This is a genomic window from Shewanella kaireitica (assembly GCF_023284045.1).
In the GTDB taxonomy this organism is placed as follows: domain Bacteria; phylum Pseudomonadota; class Gammaproteobacteria; order Enterobacterales; family Shewanellaceae; genus Shewanella; species Shewanella kaireitica.
Genome location: NZ_JAKIKQ010000002.1, coordinates 1 through 15,038, shown reverse-complemented (window position 1 = coordinate 15,038; position 15,038 = coordinate 1). Strand labels below are relative to the sequence as shown.

The window sequence follows — 15,038 nt, the reverse complement described above, 5'->3', positions numbered from 1 at the left end:
ATGAAATTATCTAACTTAAGCAAACTAAGCAAACTAAGCAAAGCCCGTTACCTTTCAAGTGTACTGTCCTTGATCATTATGATCTCATCTATCGGTATTATCTTTAGCCACGGTTTTAATTGGGGCTTAGACTTCACTGGAGGAGTGGTCACCGAAGTTAAAGTTGATGCAAATATCCAAGCATCGCAGATTAGCCAGCTGTTGGCTGCGCACTCAGAGCAGGAGGTAAGTGTTATTTCAGCCGGTGAACCTGGACGTTGGGTACTCAGGTACAGCCAAGTAGATGCGGAGACTAGCAGTAATATTGCTAGTGTTTTTGCTCCACTAACTGATAATGTCGAAGTGCTTAACTCAAGCATTGTTGGGCCGCAAATTGGCCAAGAGCTAGCAGAGCAGGGCGGTTTAGCTTTGCTAGTGGCTATGCTGTGTATATTGGTATATCTCAGTTTTCGCTTTGAATGGCGATTGGCCAGTGGTGCACTATTAGCCCTGTTTCATGATGTTGTATTTGTATTGGCTGTTTTCTCTTTGACACAAATGGAGTTTAACTTAACTATTTTGGCGGCAGTGCTGGCCATTTTAGGGTACTCACTCAATGACTCGATAGTGATAGCTGATAGAATTAGAGAGGTTTTGATAGCGAAACCTAAAATGGCAATTGATGAAATCTGTAGCAGTGCGGTAAAAGCAACATTTTCTCGAACCATGGTGACAAGTGGCACAACTCTGATTACTGTCGCTGCATTATGGTTTATGGGAGGTATACCTTTACAGGGCTTCTCCATTGCTATGTTCTTAGGCATTTTGATTGGAACAGTCTCGTCTATTTCCGTGGGAACCTGTTTGCCTGAGTTATTGAAAGTAAAAGCTGAGCACTATGAGGTGAAACCAATAAGCGATACGCCATAGTTTTATTAAGGCGTAAATAAAAAAGAGCCGCTGAATAATCAGCGGCTCTTTTTATCTATCTCGCTAGAGCTTCTTTCGTGGATAAAAGAGGCTTTTTGCTAATTACTTTGCCTTAGGCACAGCAATTTTCATTTCTTCAGACTGACGGAACAGTACTAAAACGTGACCAATAAGCTGTACTTGAACAGCTTGAGTTTCACGTACGATGGCGTCGACGATTGCATTTTTAAGCTCTCTGTCACCAGAGGCTATTTTCACTTTAATCAATTCATGATGAGAGAGTGCACTATCAATTTCAGCCAGTACACCTTCAGTCAGGCCGTTGCCACCAAGCATCACTACGGGCTTCAAACTGTGCGCTAAGCCCTTTAAGTGCTGTTTTTGTTTGGTTGTTAAGTTCATTTATACCAACTTTATGCTGAGTTACTGTTGAAAAGCCGCTATTCTACCCTTATATATGCTTTGTGTAACTCTCAATTGTTGCGGATTTTAAATGTCAGGTAAAAAACGAACAGCTAGTTCATCTCGCTGGATGCAAGAACATTTCGATGATCACTATGTCAAACTCGCGCAAAAACGCGGTTTTAGGTCAAGAGCGGCCTTTAAGATTGAAGAGATCCAAGAGAAAGATAAACTTATTCGTCCGGGGATGACGGTTGTTGATTTAGGCGCCGCACCCGGCGGTTGGTCACAAGTGGCCGTTAAACTTGCTGGAGACAAAGGAAAAGTTATCGCATGTGACATTTTGCCTATGGATCCCATTGTAGGCGTAGATTTTTTGCAAGGAGACTTTCGCGAGGAAAAAGTACTTGATGCGCTGCTGACTCGAGTTGGTGATGCGAAAGTGGATGTTGTGTTATCTGATATGGCACCTAACATGAGTGGGACAGGCGGGGTAGACCAACCTCGCGCTATGTATTTGGTAGAACTTGCATTAGACATGTGTCATCAAGTTTTGGCACCTAATGGCTGTTTTGCTGTTAAGGTCTTTCAGGGGGAGGGCTTTGACGAATACATGAAAGCAGTAAAAGAAGCATTTAAAACGGTTAAAACACGTAAGCCAGATTCTTCGCGACCACGATCGCGTGAAGTCTATCTTGTGGCGACTGGGTACAAGTTATAGTAATCTATCGTAAGTACTCTAACATTAGTTTTCGAAAGACTTTAAAAAGAGGTCGAGTAATTTGAGTGACATGGCTAAAAATTTAATTCTCTGGGTTGTCATCGCTGTTGTATTGATGTCAGTTTTTCAGGGCTATTCCCCCTCTTCTTCAAATAAGCAGAAGATGGATTATTCTACCTTTTTGGATGACGTAAAAGCTGGGCAGGTTAGTACTGTTGAAGTGAAAAGCGATCAACGTACCATTGAAGGGACTAAGCGTACCGGTGAGAAGTTTGTCACCATTATGCCGATGCCGGATCTAGATCTAATCAATGATCTTGACCGTAAAGGCATCATGATGAAAGGCCAAGAAGCGGAAGAGTCGGGTTTCTTGACCCAAATCTTTATCTCTTGGTTCCCAATGCTACTCCTTATTGGTGTGTGGATATTCTTCATGCGTCAAATGCAAGGCGGTGGTGGTAAAGGCGCGATGTCATTTGGTAAGAGTAAAGCCAAGTTGATGAGCGAAGACCAGATTAAAACGACTTTTGCTGACGTTGCTGGTTGTGACGAAGCCAAAGAAGACGTTAAAGAGCTGGTTGATTACCTGAAAGAGCCAACACGTTTCCAAAAGTTGGGTGGCCGAATTCCTACTGGTGTTTTGCTCGTAGGCCCTCCTGGTACAGGTAAGACGCTAATTGCTAAAGCCATTGCTGGTGAAGCTAAAGTGCCTTTCTTTACTATTTCAGGTTCAGACTTTGTTGAAATGTTTGTTGGTGTTGGTGCGTCTCGCGTACGTGATATGTTCGAACAAGCTAAAAAGTCTGCTCCTTGTATTATCTTCATTGATGAAATCGATGCCGTTGGTCGCCAGCGTGGCGCAGGTGTGGGTGGCGGTCATGATGAGCGTGAACAGACATTGAACCAAATGCTGGTTGAAATGGATGGCTTTGAAGGTAACGAAGGTGTGATTGTCATCGCAGCGACTAACCGTCCCGACGTACTTGATGCTGCATTATTACGTCCAGGTCGTTTCGACCGTCAGGTTGTTGTTGGTTTGCCAGATGTTCGTGGTCGTGAGCAAATTCTTAAAGTGCATATGCGTAAAGTACCTTTAGCTGACGGTGTTAAGGCAAGTGTTATTGCCCGTGGTACCCCTGGTTTCTCTGGTGCTGATTTGGCTAACCTTGTTAATGAAGCGGCGTTGTTTGCTGCTCGTAACAGTCGCCGTGTTGTTGGCATGGAAGAGTTTGAAAGCGCAAAAGACAAAATCATGATGGGTGCTGAGCGCCGCACTATGGTGATGTCTGAAGAAGAGAAAGAGATGACCGCGTACCACGAAGCGGGTCACGCTATCGTTGGTTGCTTAGTTCCTGAGCACGACCCTGTGCATAAGGTGACTATTATTCCACGCGGTCGCGCATTGGGTGTTACTTTCTTCCTTCCTGAAGCGGATGCGATTAGTCAAAGTAGACGTAAACTTGAAAGCCAGATCTCAGTTGCTTATGGTGGTCGTCTAGCTGAAGAGATTATCTATGGTACTGAAAAAGTATCGACTGGTGCGTCGCAAGATATTAAGTATGCGACATCTATCGCGCGTAACATGGTGACTCAGTGGGGCTTTTCTGAGAAGTTAGGTCCAGTACTTTACGCTGAAGATGAGAACGAAGTCTTCTTAGGTCGTAGCATGGGTAAATCACAGCATATGTCAGATGACACTGCTCGAATTATTGATGCTGAAGTTAAGATGTTGATCGACTCTAACTACGACAGAGCTCAAAAGTATCTGACTGAAAACATGGATATTCTTCATGCCATGAAAGATGCACTGATGAAGTATGAAACCATTGATTCAAATCAGATTGATGACTTAATGGAACGACGCGAAGTGCGTATGCCTGCTGAGTGGGAAAAAGACCAGCAGTCTGATGATAACGACAGCAACGGTGCCTCTTCTGAGAAGAAAGAGAAAACTGACGATACTGAAGAGAAAAAAACTGACGTAACTGATGCAGACGAATCACCTGCTAAGTAATCTTTAGTTAATTTGAGAAAGCCCCATTATGGGGCTTTCTTGTTTATGGAGCTTTATTTTGTCGATATTAACTTGTGGTGACAAATCATTAGATTTATCTACAGCGGTTATTATGGGGATCCTTAACGTTACCCCTGACTCTTTTTCTGATGGTGGCGCATACTCTTCATTTGAAAGAGCCTGCCGCCAAGCAGATTCCATGGTTGAGCATGGGGCGAAGTTTATTGATATCGGTGGTGAGTCAACAAGGCCAGGTGCTAAGGACGTCTGTGAGGAGGACGAACTTGCACGAGTAATCCCGTTGATTGAGTATGTTGCAAAACAGCACGATGTATGGATATCAATAGACACCAGTAAGCCTAGAGTCATGAGAGCGGCTGTCGCGGCAGGTGCACACCTCATTAATGATGTTAGAGCTTTACAAGAGCCTGGTGCGTTAACAGCGGCCAGTGAGCTCAATGTCCCCGTATGCCTTATGCATATGCAAGGGCAACCTCGTACGATGCAGCAAAACCCAATCTATGCAGACGTTGTCGAAGATATAGCGGCATTCTTTAAGCAACGTATCGACCAATGTGTTCAAGCAGGTATTAAGCGTGACAATATTGTGCTTGATCCAGGATTTGGATTTGGTAAATCATTAGCGCATAATTATGAAATATTACAGCGCTTTGCTGAATTTGATGTTTTCGGGCTACCATTGTTAGCGGGAATGTCTCGAAAAAGTATGTTTGGTCAGTTACTTAATCGTGATGTATCACAAAGATTAAGTGCGTCTCTTGCTGCTAATATGTTAGCCCTGCAGGCGGGAGCCAATATAGTGCGTGTACATGATGTACAGGAAACAGCCGATATGATGGCTGTGCTCAACGCAACTAAAAATTACAAGGATTTAAGCTAGACTCTTGTTCAGTTTAAATGAAGTATGATTTGGTAGAATATGTGCATTCGTTTCTACCCACAGCTATTAGTTTGGAGTTTTCGTGAAGCAAAGACAATTTTTTGGTACCGACGGTATTCGTGGCAAGGTCGGTGCAGGCAAGATGACACCTGAGCTTGCGCTCAAACTGGGTTGGGCGGCCGGACGTGTATTATCACGAGCGGGTACCCATAAAGTTATAATTGGTAAAGATACTCGTATTTCTGGTTATTTATTTGAATCAGCGCTAGAGGCAGGCTTATCTGCTGCGGGTCTAGATGTCATGCTAATTGGCCCAATGCCAACACCAGCTGTTGCATATTTGACTCGAACATTCCGCGCGGAGGCAGGCATTGTGATCAGTGCTTCCCATAACCCTTATTACGACAACGGCATTAAATTCTTTTATACCGATGGTAGTAAGTTAGAAGATGCGGTAGAGCTTGAAATCGAAGCTGAATTAGAGAAGCCATTAACTTGCGTGGAATCTCACTTATTGGGCAAAGTGGGTCGTATCGATGATGCTGCTGGCCGTTATATTGAATATTGTAAAAGTCACTTCCCTGCAGAGCAGACGTTAAGTGGCTTAAAGATTGTAGTTGATTGTGCCCATGGCGCAACATACCACATCGCACCTAGCGTATTTAAAGAGCTTGGCGCTGAAGTGATCGCAATAGGTGATAAACCTAATGGCTTGAACATCAACGACAAAGTTGGTGCAACTTCGATGGCCAAAATTTGTGAAACCGTGCTAGAAGAAAATGCCGATTTAGGCATTGCACTTGATGGTGATGGCGATCGGATCATGATGGTGAACCGTCATGGCCGGGTAATTGATGGCGACGAAATTCTTTACATTTTGGCTTGTGACGCTCAGAAGCGTGGCGTATTGCAAGGCGGAGTCGTTGGAACATTGATGTCTAACCTAGGTTTAGACTTAGCATTGCAGGCGCTTGATATTCCGTTTGTACGCTCTAAAGTGGGCGACCGTTATGTGATGGAATTATTAAAAGAGCATGATTGGAAGATTGGCGGCGAAAACTCCGGCCACATCCTAAACCTTGATCATGGTACCACTGGTGATGGAATTGTGGCGGGTATATTGGTACTAGCAGCAATGTGTCGTCAAAGCGCTAGCCTTGAGGAACTCACAGCAGGCATTACCATGTTGCCTCAGGTGTTGGTCAATGTTCGTTTTGAAGGCGCTGATGACCCGTTGTCGTCAGAGGTAGTACTTACAGCAAAAGCTGAGGTTGAACAGAAACTTGGTGCTAGAGGGCGTGTACTGCTGCGTAAATCTGGTACCGAGCCTTTACTTCGAGTGATGGTAGAGGGCGACGACCGAACTGACGTGACGCAATTTGCAAACGACATAGCAGATGCGGTCCGTAATCTAGTGTAGACTTGCTGCTTGGTTAGAATTTCTTGCTGTTTATGATGCTGTAAAAACAAGCATCTCAAGCATATATCGCCTTGGTCGCGTAAAAAGTATGCGTTCTAACCGAGTTTATTAAAAATTACGCCTTTAGGTATTGTAAGTTAACAAGTGGTTCGCTATTATTCACGCCGCTTTCAGAGGAGACAGTGATGGCACTAAGACGTCCCATGGTCGCTGGTAATTGGAAAATGAATGGCAGTGCGCAACTTGCGCAAGAGCTATTCAAAAAATTCGCTACCAAGCTCCAAAATGATTCAGCGGAAGTAGTTTTGTGTCCGCCTTCTATTTATTTGGAAAGTGTTCGACAGCTGCTAGATGAAAATAAAGAGGCCTTAAACGGTTGTCTTGTCAGAATGGGTACACAGAATGTCAGTCAACATGACTTCGGTGCTTATACTGGTGAAATATCTGGGCAGATGTTAAAAGATTCAGGATGTCGATATGTTATTATCGGCCATTCAGAACGTCGCCGTATGTACGGAGAGACGAGTGACATAGTAGCAGAGAAATTTGCTGCAGCTCAAAAACATGGTTTGACACCAATATTATGTGTTGGTGAGTCGGGTCCAGCTCGTGAAGCAAGACGTACTTTTGAAGTTATTGCTGAAGAGTTAGATGTGGTCATTGAAAAAAATGGCACCATGGCTTTTGACAACGCAATTATCGCCTACGAGCCATTATGGGCTGTAGGAACAGGTAAGAGCGCTACGCCAGAGCAGGCACAGGAAGTTCATGCGTTTATTCGCAAACGCCTCTCTGAAGTATCTCCATTTATCGGAGAAAATATCAGGATTTTGTACGGTGGTAGCGTAACACCGAGTAACGCAGCAGATTTATTTGCTCAGCCTGATGTAGACGGTGGCTTGATTGGCGGTGTTAGCCTCAATGCTACTGAATTTCTCAGTCTATGTACGATAGCGATGAGCGCATAAATATGTATGAAGTTCTAATGGTTGTTTACTTGTTGGTAGCGATTGGTCTTGTAGGCATGATCCTAATCCAGCAAGGTAAAGGTGCAGATATGGGAGCCTCTTTTGGCGCCGGAGCATCTGGTACTCTGTTCGGTTCATCAGGTTCTGGTAACTTCTTGACTCGTTCAACTGCAATTTTGGCAATAGCGTTTTTTGCTTTAAGTCTTACTATTGGTAACTTAAGTGCAAATCACACTCAATCTGAAGATGCATGGAACGATTTAGGTAGCGATGCAGCACAAGCTGTAGAGCAAGTTCAGCAGGGCGCTGAAAAGTCAGAAGATAAAATCCCTGACTAATCCATAGTAACTTATGGATACTATTAATCAGATAGATTAATAGAGATTGTTGTAATAACTATTAACCTCTAAACATAGTTATGATTAACAACAATCAACGTAGAAATTATGCGGATGTGGTGGAATTGGTAGACACGCCAGCTTGAGGGGCTGGTGAGCGAAAGCTCGTGGGGGTTCAAGTCCCCCCATCCGCACCAAATCTTTGATTTTGTTTAATGACCAAGTCAAAGGTAATAAAGTGGCTAGTTGAGCCCTTTATTATTGCAAGTAGAGGCGATTCTCAATATACTTGCACAAGTTGTCGCGGGGTGGAGCAGTTTGGTAGCTCGTCGGGCTCATAACCCGAAGGTCATCGGTTCAAATCCGGTCCCCGCAACCAGCTTCCCAGTAAAGGATTTAGATCCTATACTGTTACAGGTTCTGGATATATCAACCTCGTCATTACGGGGTTTTTTGTTATCTGGGACTTACAAAACTGTCATGAAAATGACTTTTTACTGGGGCTATTAGGCCCTTTTTTGTTTTTCTGGGGGTAACCTTGGCTACATTAGAACGCAAACTGGTAGAGATGCTCAAAGCACCAGTTGAAGCATTAGGCCACGAGCTTTGGGGTTTGGAATATATTCAAGCAGGTAAGCACTCTATCTTGCGTCTATATATAGACAACGAAAAAGGCATTTTTATTGAGGACTGTGCAGAGACCAGTCGTCAGGTTAGTGCTGTTATGGATGTTGAAGACCCAATCTCAACAGAGTACACACTCGAAGTTTCTTCACCTGGTGTAGATAGACCTCTGTTCACTGCTGAACAGTATCAACTTTACATCGGTGAGACTGTAAAAGTACAAGTGACGATGCCTGTTGCAGGTAGTCGTAATTTAAAAGGAACCGTTATCGGCGTTGAGGGGCAAATGCTTACTCTGTCGGTAGACGGCAACGAACTGATAATTGCTTTGGATAATATCCGCAAAGGCAATTTAATCGCTAAGTTTTGATGAATTCAAGGTGAACGAGGCAAGAGAATGAATAAAGAGATCCTGCTAGTCGCTGAGGCGGTTTCAAATGAAAAAGGTGTACCTCGCGAAAAGATTTTTGAAGCGCTGGAAATTGCACTAGCCACAGCAACCAAGAAAAAATATGAAGGTGACATTGAAGTACGTGTTGCCATTGATCGCAAAACTGGTGGTTACGAAACATTCCGTCGTTGGATGGTTGTTGAGGACACTGGCGAGCCGTTAGAGAACCCTTTCCGCGAAATTACGCTTGAAGCAGCCGTATACGATGATCCAGAGATTGAGCTTGGTGGCTTTATCGAAGATGAAATCGATTCAGTGGCATTTGACCGTATTACGACGCAAACTGCGAAACAAGTCATCGTACAGAAAGTACGTGAAGCTGAACGCGCACAGATTGTTGACCAATTCCGTGATCGCGAAGGCGAACTAATCGTTGGTGTCGTTAAGAAAAGTAACCGTGAAAGCGTGGTTGTCGATTTGGGTAGTAATGCTGATGGCGTTCTGTTCAAAGAAGACCTTATCTCACGTGAGTCTTTCCGCCCTGGTGACCGTGTTAGAGCATTGCTTTACTCAGTACGTCCAGAAGCGCGCGGTGCACAGCTATTCTTGACTCGCACTAAATCAGAGATGCTCATTGAGCTTTTCCGCGTTGAAGTGCCAGAAATTCAAGACGAAATGATCGAAATCATGGGCGCTGCTCGCGACCCTGGTTCTCGCGCAAAGATTGCAGTTAAGTCTAACGACCGTCGTATCGATCCTATCGGTGCGTGTGTTGGTATGCGTGGTGCACGTGTTCAAGCCGTTTCAAACGAGCTTGGCGGTGAGCGTGTTGATATCGTGCTTTGGGATGATAATCCAGCACAATACGTTATCAACTGTATGGCGCCAGCTGATGTTGCTTCAATCATTGTAGATGAAGACAACCACTCAATGGATATCGCTGTTGAAGCTGATAGCTTAGCGCAAGCAATTGGTCGTAATGGTCAAAACATTCGTTTAGCAACTCAACTATCTGGTTGGGAACTTAACGTAATGACTGTTGATGATATGAAAGCTAAGCATCAAGCAGAAAGCGCTAAAGTGGTTAACTTGTTCATCGAGTCATTAGACGTAGATAGCGAGTTTGCTCAAGTTTTGGCTGACGAAGGCTTTACCTCTTTAGAAGAGATTGCTTACGTACCAAGCTCAGAACTACTAGAAATTGAAGGATTTGACGAAGATATCGTTGAGTCTTTAAGAGAACGTGCAAAAGCAGCGATCTCGACTCGCGCACTTGCGACTGAAGAGGCACTTGATGGTGCTGAACCAAGTGAAGACCTACTAGCTTTAGAAGGTTTGGATAGACACTTGGCATTCGTAATGGCAAGCAAAGGCGTAATCACGCTAGAAGATTTAGCCGAACAAGGCATTGATGATTTGATCGAAATTGAAGAATTAACAGAAGAAAAAGCAGGTGAGCTCATTATGGCTGCCCGTAATATCTGTTGGTTTGGCGAAGAAGCATAAGTCGATCAACAGAGGGGAATTTAATAATGGCAGATACTACAGTAGACAAACTAGCCAAAGAAGTTGGGAAAAGCGCTGATCGACTGGTCGAGCAATTTTCTCAGGCTGGTATCAAGAAATCGGCAAACGATACGGTTTCTGAATCTGAAAAACAGCAGTTGCTTGATTTTCTTAAGAAGCAACACGGTGGCGATGCTGCACCACAAAAGATGACATTACAGCGTAAGTCGGTGTCTACATTGAGCGTTGCAGGAAGTGGCGGTCAATCAAAAGACGTTAAAGTAGAAGTTCGCAAGAAGCGTACTTTTGTTAAACGCGACGAAGCAGCAGAAGCTGAATTAGCGGCTGCGGCGAAAGCTGAAGAAGAATCGAAAGCTGCAGCGGCTAAAGCTGAAGCAGAAGCGAAGGCTAAAGCCGATGCTGAAGCAAAGCAAAAAGCTGATGCAGAAGCTAAAGCGAAAGCTGAAAAAGCAGCAAAAGCTAAGTCAGAGAAGCAAGAAGCAGCTCCTGCACAAACTGCAGATGAAAAAGCCGCTAAAGATGAAGCTGATAAGCTTCAAGCTGCTAAAGATGAAGTTGCTAAAGCCAAAGCTGATGCTGAAGCAGCCGCAGCGACTGAAGAAGCACGTCGCCTAGCTGAAGAAAATGCTAAACGTTGGGCTGATGAAGAAAAAGCCCGTAAAGAAGCTGAGAAGACCGGTGATCACCATGTAACGACTTCAACAGAAGCTCGTGCTGCTGAAGATACTGCTGATGCTAACGCTGAAAAACGTGGACGTCGTCCTCGTAAACCTTCTGCAAATGCTGGCAACAATGCTAACCCAAATGCAAATGCGGGTTCAGGTCGTCCTGGCGGTAAAGGTAAGCGCGGTAAAGATAACCGTCGTGATAACCGCAACTCACGTAACTCGCGTAATGCACGTAGCGTTGCTCCTGAGTCTATGGACCAAGCATTTAATAAGTCTGCCGTTGTTGTTAAAGCAGAAGTTAGCATTGGTGAAACGGTTTCAGTTTCTGAACTTGCTTCTAAGATGTCAGTTAAAGCAACTGAAATTATCAAGCAGATGATGAAGATGGGCTCTATGGTTACTATTAACCAAGTCCTAGACCAAGAGACTGCACAGTTAGTTGCTGAAGAGATGGGTCACAAAGTGATTCTAACTCGTGAAAACGAGCTTGAGCATCAAGTTCTTGCTGACCGTAACGGTGACGTTAAAGTTGAACCACGTGCTCCTGTAGTAACTATCATGGGCCACGTTGACCATGGTAAAACATCGCTACTTGATTACATTCGCCGTGCAAAAGTTGCTTCTGGCGAAGCGGGTGGTATTACTCAGCATATTGGTGCTTACCACGTTGAAACGGGTAACGGCATGATCACCTTCCTTGATACTCCTGGTCACGCTGCGTTTACCGCAATGCGTGCTCGTGGTGCCAAGGCAACGGATATTGTAATTCTTGTTGTTGCTGCAGACGATGGCGTTATGCCACAAACAATCGAAGCGATCCAGCATGCTAAAGCCGGTGGCGTACCACTGATTGTTGCTGTGAACAAGATTGATAAGCCGGAAGCAGATCCTGAGCGTGTTAAGTCTGAGCTGTCTCAACATGGCGTAATGTCAGAAGACTGGGGCGGAGAGAACATGTTTGTTCACGTTTCAGCTAAGAGCGGCGAAGGTATTGATGAATTACTAGAAGGTATCCTTCTAGAGTCTGAAGTATTAGAGCTTAAAGCGGTTCGTGAAGGTATGGCTGCTGGTGTTGTTGTTGAATCTAAGCTTGATAAAGGCCGTGGTCCAGTTGCAACAGTGCTTGTACAAGAAGGTACCTTGAAGCAGGGCGATATCGTTCTTTGTGGTCTTGAGTACGGTAAAGTCCGTGCGATGAAGGATGAAAACGGTAAAGCAATTACTGAAGCTGGTCCATCTATTCCAGTAGAGATTTTAGGTCTTTCTGGCGTGCCATCAGCTGGTGATGAAGCTACTGTTGTACGTGATGAGCGTAAAGCGCGTGAAGTCGCACTTTACCGTCAAGGTAAGTTCCGTGACGTTAAGCTGGCTCGCCAGCAGAAGTCTAAGCTTGAAAACATGTTCGCCAATATGGTTGAAGGTGAAGTTCAAGAGCTTAACTTGGTACTTAAAGCTGACGTACAAGGTTCGCTTGAAGCAATCGCTGATTCGCTTAACAAGCTATCTACTGATGAAGTTAAAGTTAACATCATCGCTCGCGGTGTAGGTGGACTGACTGAGACAGACGCAACATTAGCTGCAGCATCTAACGCTATTATGGTTGGCTTTAACGTCCGTGCCGATGCACAAGCGCGTAAAGTTGTCGACAGCGAAAGCGTTGACCTTCGTTACTACAGCATCATCTATCAGTTGATTGATGAAGTTCGTGATGCGATGGGTGGCATGCTAGCGCCAGAATTCAGACAAGAAATTATTGGTCTTGCTGAAGTTCGTGATGTATTTAAGTCTCCTAAGATTGGCGCAATCGCTGGTTGTATGGTTACTGAAGGTACTATTAAGCGTAGCGCTCCAATCCGTGTTCTACGTGAAAACGTTGTTATTTATGAAGGTGAGCTAGAATCTCTACGCCGCTTCAAAGATGACGTTAGTGACGTCCGTAACGGAATGGAATGTGGTATCGGTGTGAAGAACTATAATGACGTCAGAGTTGGCGATCAGATTGAAGTCTTCGAGACCGTTGAGATTGCACGTACCTTGTAATCTATCTTATTAATTATAAGGGCGGCGTAAGCCGCCTTTATTTTTTAAAGTAAATGGCAAATATATTATGGCAAAAGAATTTAGTCGTACACGCCGTATTGCACAGCAACTGCAACAAGAGTTAGCTGTCGTTCTTCAGCGTGATATGAAAGACCCTCGCATTGGCTTTGTAACTGTCAATGACGTTGATGTTTCACGTGATTTAAGCTATGCAAAGGTGTTTGTTACTTTCTTTGAAGAAGATGAAAAGCTTGTTCAAGAGAAAGTTGAAGCATTAGATGCCGCAGCAGGCTATATCCGTTCACTGGTAGCAGGCCGTATGAAATTACGCGTGATGCCAGAACTGCGTTTTATCTATGACAGCTCATTGGTTGAAGGTATGCGTATGTCGAACCTTGTTAGTCGAGTGATCAGTGATGATGAGGCTAAGCAGCAAGAGCACGGTACAGCAGAAAACGTTAAGCAAGACAGCGACAAGGCTGAGGACGATAAGTAATGGCTCGTCGTTCTCGTGGTCGTCATATAGATGGTGTGTTGTTGCTTGATAAAGACACAGGTATGAGCTCGAACTTTGCATTGCAAAGAGTGAAACGCTTTTTTAATGCAAACAAAGCGGGTCATACTGGTGCGCTTGATCCCCTAGCCACTGGCATGTTGCCTATATGCTTAGGTGAAGCCACCAAGTTTTCGCAGCACCTTCTCGATGCTGATAAGCGTTACCTAGTCACCGCTAAGCTTGGTCAGCGCACTGACACTAGCGATTCCGACGGTGAAGTTGTTCAGACTCGTGAAATTAACTTTACTCAAGAGCAGCTTGATACAGCACTTGAGCATTTTCGCGGTAAAACGATGCAAGTGCCGTCGATGTATTCTGCGCTTAAATATCAAGGTCAGCCCTTGTATAAATATGCGCGTGAAGGCATTGAAGTACCGCGTGAAGCGCGTCCTATCAATGTATTTGAGCTTAACTTTATTAGCCTAGAAGGTGACGAGTTAACCTTAGATATTCATTGCTCTAAAGGGACCTATATCCGAACCATAACTGATGATTTGGGTGAGATGCTCGGCTGTGGCGCGCATGTGATAATGCTGCGACGTACTCAAGTTGCGGGTTACCCATACGACAATATGGTCTCTCTAGCTCAACTAGAAACGCTAGTCGCTAAGGTTGAGGCTGAATCATTAACCCTAGCTGAGGTATTAGATCCACTTCTTTTACCTATGGACACCGCGGTGAGTGATTTCAAAGAGATTAACGTCTCTGATGATATTGCGCCGTTCTTAATGAATGGTAACCCTGTTCAGGTTGCAAATTTGCCCGTTGATGAGCTTGTGCGTATCACTTTAGGTGTTGAACGCAAGTTTGTCGGTATTGGTCAGATGAATGATGATGGTCTGCTGGCACCAAAACGTCTGATTGTTGTAAGAGATGAGCCGATTGTTTAGCAATTATTTGCTTATGGTGGCTTAATCTAGTTGCTACTACCTTGCTTAATGGGTAAAATAGCGCGCTCACTTTGGCTGAGTTAGTGATCGGCTAAAGATTTTTAATTATTATTTTGGAGATAGAAATGTCACTAAGTGTTGAAGCTAAAGCTAAAATCCTAGCTGAATTTGGTCGTTGTGAAAATGATACTGGTTCTTCTGAAGTTCAAGTTGCTCTGCTAACTGCGCAGATCAACCACCTACAAGGTCACTTCAAAGAGCACATCCATGATCACCATTCACGTCGTGGTCTACTACGTATGGTTAGCACACGTCGTAAACTTCTTGCATACCTTAAGCGTACTGAAAATGTTCGTTACCAAGAGCTTATCAAGAAGTTAGGTCTACGTCGTTAATCTTTAATTAGATAACGTTCGACCTATTAAAAGGAGGCTTAGCCTCCTTTTTTTGTGCCTGTAATTTAGAAGTCTTGTCTGTATTATACCAATTGCATTAAGTATTTGAGCAGTTCAGACCCCCTCTGTCTTTTCAATTCAAAGCGCATTGGTAAAGAAATGGTTATACCAATTGCATTAAGTATTTGACCAGTTCAGAGCCCCTCAGCCTTTTCAATTCAAAGCGCATTGGTAAAGAAATGGTTATTCCCTTTTAAGCCAATGCAAAGCAGAA

General features: G+C 44.2%; 14 protein-coding genes and 2 tRNA genes. 15 read left to right on the top strand and 1 reads right to left on the bottom strand.

Features of this window, described 5'->3' with window-relative positions; all coding sequences use genetic code 11:
* Positions 1 to 909, top strand: a complete 909-nt coding sequence (secF, locus tag L2730_RS02645) for a protein translocase subunit SecF (protein ID WP_248973184.1) — start codon at positions 1 to 3, stop codon at positions 907 to 909.
* 102 nt (positions 910 to 1,011) lie between these two features.
* Here the strand turns inward: secF and yhbY are convergent, their stop codons facing one another.
* Entirely contained in the window at positions 1,012 to 1,311 is a 300-nt protein-coding gene (gene yhbY, locus L2730_RS02640; protein ID WP_020911381.1) for a ribosome assembly RNA-binding protein YhbY, read from the bottom strand.
* 91 nt (positions 1,312 to 1,402) lie between these two features.
* Here yhbY and rlmE point away from each other — a divergent pair, with 91 nt between their 5' ends.
* The 14 genes from rlmE to rpsO all read left to right on the top strand — a co-directional run bounded on the left by rlmE (position 1,403) and on the right by rpsO (position 14,764).
* Positions 1,403 to 2,032 (top strand): 23S rRNA (uridine(2552)-2'-O)-methyltransferase RlmE, encoded by a 630-nt coding sequence (gene rlmE, locus L2730_RS02635; protein WP_020911382.1) that lies wholly within the window; start codon positions 1,403 to 1,405, stop codon positions 2,030 to 2,032.
* 70 nt (positions 2,033 to 2,102) lie between these two features.
* Positions 2,103 to 4,046: an ATP-dependent zinc metalloprotease FtsH gene (gene ftsH, locus L2730_RS02630; protein ID WP_248973183.1), complete on the top strand. Its 1,944-nt coding sequence runs from the start codon at positions 2,103 to 2,105 to the stop codon at positions 4,044 to 4,046.
* A 112-nt stretch (positions 4,047 to 4,158) separates the two neighbouring features.
* A complete protein-coding gene (folP, locus tag L2730_RS02625) occupies positions 4,159 to 4,947 on the top strand; it encodes a dihydropteroate synthase (protein WP_248973578.1) in 789 nt (262 codons plus the stop codon).
* A gap of 82 nt (positions 4,948 to 5,029) precedes the next feature.
* Complete coding sequence (gene glmM, locus L2730_RS02620) at positions 5,030 to 6,367, top strand: phosphoglucosamine mutase (RefSeq protein WP_248973182.1); 1,338 nt, start codon at positions 5,030 to 5,032, stop codon at positions 6,365 to 6,367.
* Positions 6,368 to 6,552: 185 nt separating this feature from the next.
* Positions 6,553 to 7,335: a triose-phosphate isomerase gene (gene tpiA, locus L2730_RS02615; protein ID WP_020911386.1), complete on the top strand. Its 783-nt coding sequence runs from the start codon at positions 6,553 to 6,555 to the stop codon at positions 7,333 to 7,335.
* A gap of 2 nt (positions 7,336 to 7,337) precedes the next feature.
* The gene (secG, locus tag L2730_RS02610; RefSeq protein ID WP_020911387.1) at positions 7,338 to 7,673 is read left to right on the top strand and encodes a preprotein translocase subunit SecG; all 336 of its coding nucleotides are present in this window, start codon (positions 7,338 to 7,340) and stop codon (positions 7,671 to 7,673) included.
* A 110-nt stretch (positions 7,674 to 7,783) separates the two neighbouring features.
* Positions 7,784 to 7,870 (top strand) — tRNA-Leu (locus tag L2730_RS02605).
* Between the two features lie 105 nt (positions 7,871 to 7,975).
* Positions 7,976 to 8,052 (top strand) — tRNA-Met (locus tag L2730_RS02600).
* A gap of 159 nt (positions 8,053 to 8,211) precedes the next feature.
* On the top strand, positions 8,212 to 8,667 hold the full coding sequence (gene rimP, locus L2730_RS02595; RefSeq protein WP_248973181.1) for a ribosome maturation factor RimP: 456 nt from the start codon (positions 8,212 to 8,214) through the stop codon (positions 8,665 to 8,667).
* Positions 8,668 to 8,694: 27 nt separating this feature from the next.
* A complete protein-coding gene (nusA, locus tag L2730_RS02590; RefSeq protein ID WP_020911389.1) occupies positions 8,695 to 10,194 on the top strand; it encodes a transcription termination factor NusA in 1,500 nt (499 codons plus the stop codon).
* 26 nt (positions 10,195 to 10,220) lie between these two features.
* Positions 10,221 to 12,923, top strand: a complete 2,703-nt coding sequence (infB, locus tag L2730_RS02585; protein WP_248973180.1) for a translation initiation factor IF-2 — start codon at positions 10,221 to 10,223, stop codon at positions 12,921 to 12,923.
* Positions 12,924 to 12,990: 67 nt separating this feature from the next.
* Positions 12,991 to 13,419: a 30S ribosome-binding factor RbfA gene (rbfA, locus tag L2730_RS02580; RefSeq protein WP_248973179.1), complete on the top strand. Its 429-nt coding sequence runs from the start codon at positions 12,991 to 12,993 to the stop codon at positions 13,417 to 13,419.
* Positions 13,419 to 14,369 carry a tRNA pseudouridine(55) synthase TruB gene (gene truB / locus L2730_RS02575; RefSeq protein WP_248973178.1) on the top strand — a complete coding sequence of 317 codons (951 nt, stop codon included), beginning with the start codon at positions 13,419 to 13,421 and terminating at the stop codon, positions 14,367 to 14,369. Before rbfA ends, truB begins: the two co-directional genes overlap by 1 nt.
* Before the next feature lie 125 nt (positions 14,370 to 14,494).
* Positions 14,495 to 14,764, top strand: coding sequence for a 30S ribosomal protein S15 (rpsO, locus tag L2730_RS02570; protein ID WP_020911393.1), 270 nt, complete (start codon positions 14,495 to 14,497; stop codon positions 14,762 to 14,764).
* The last annotated feature ends 274 nt before the right edge of the window (positions 14,765 to 15,038 follow it).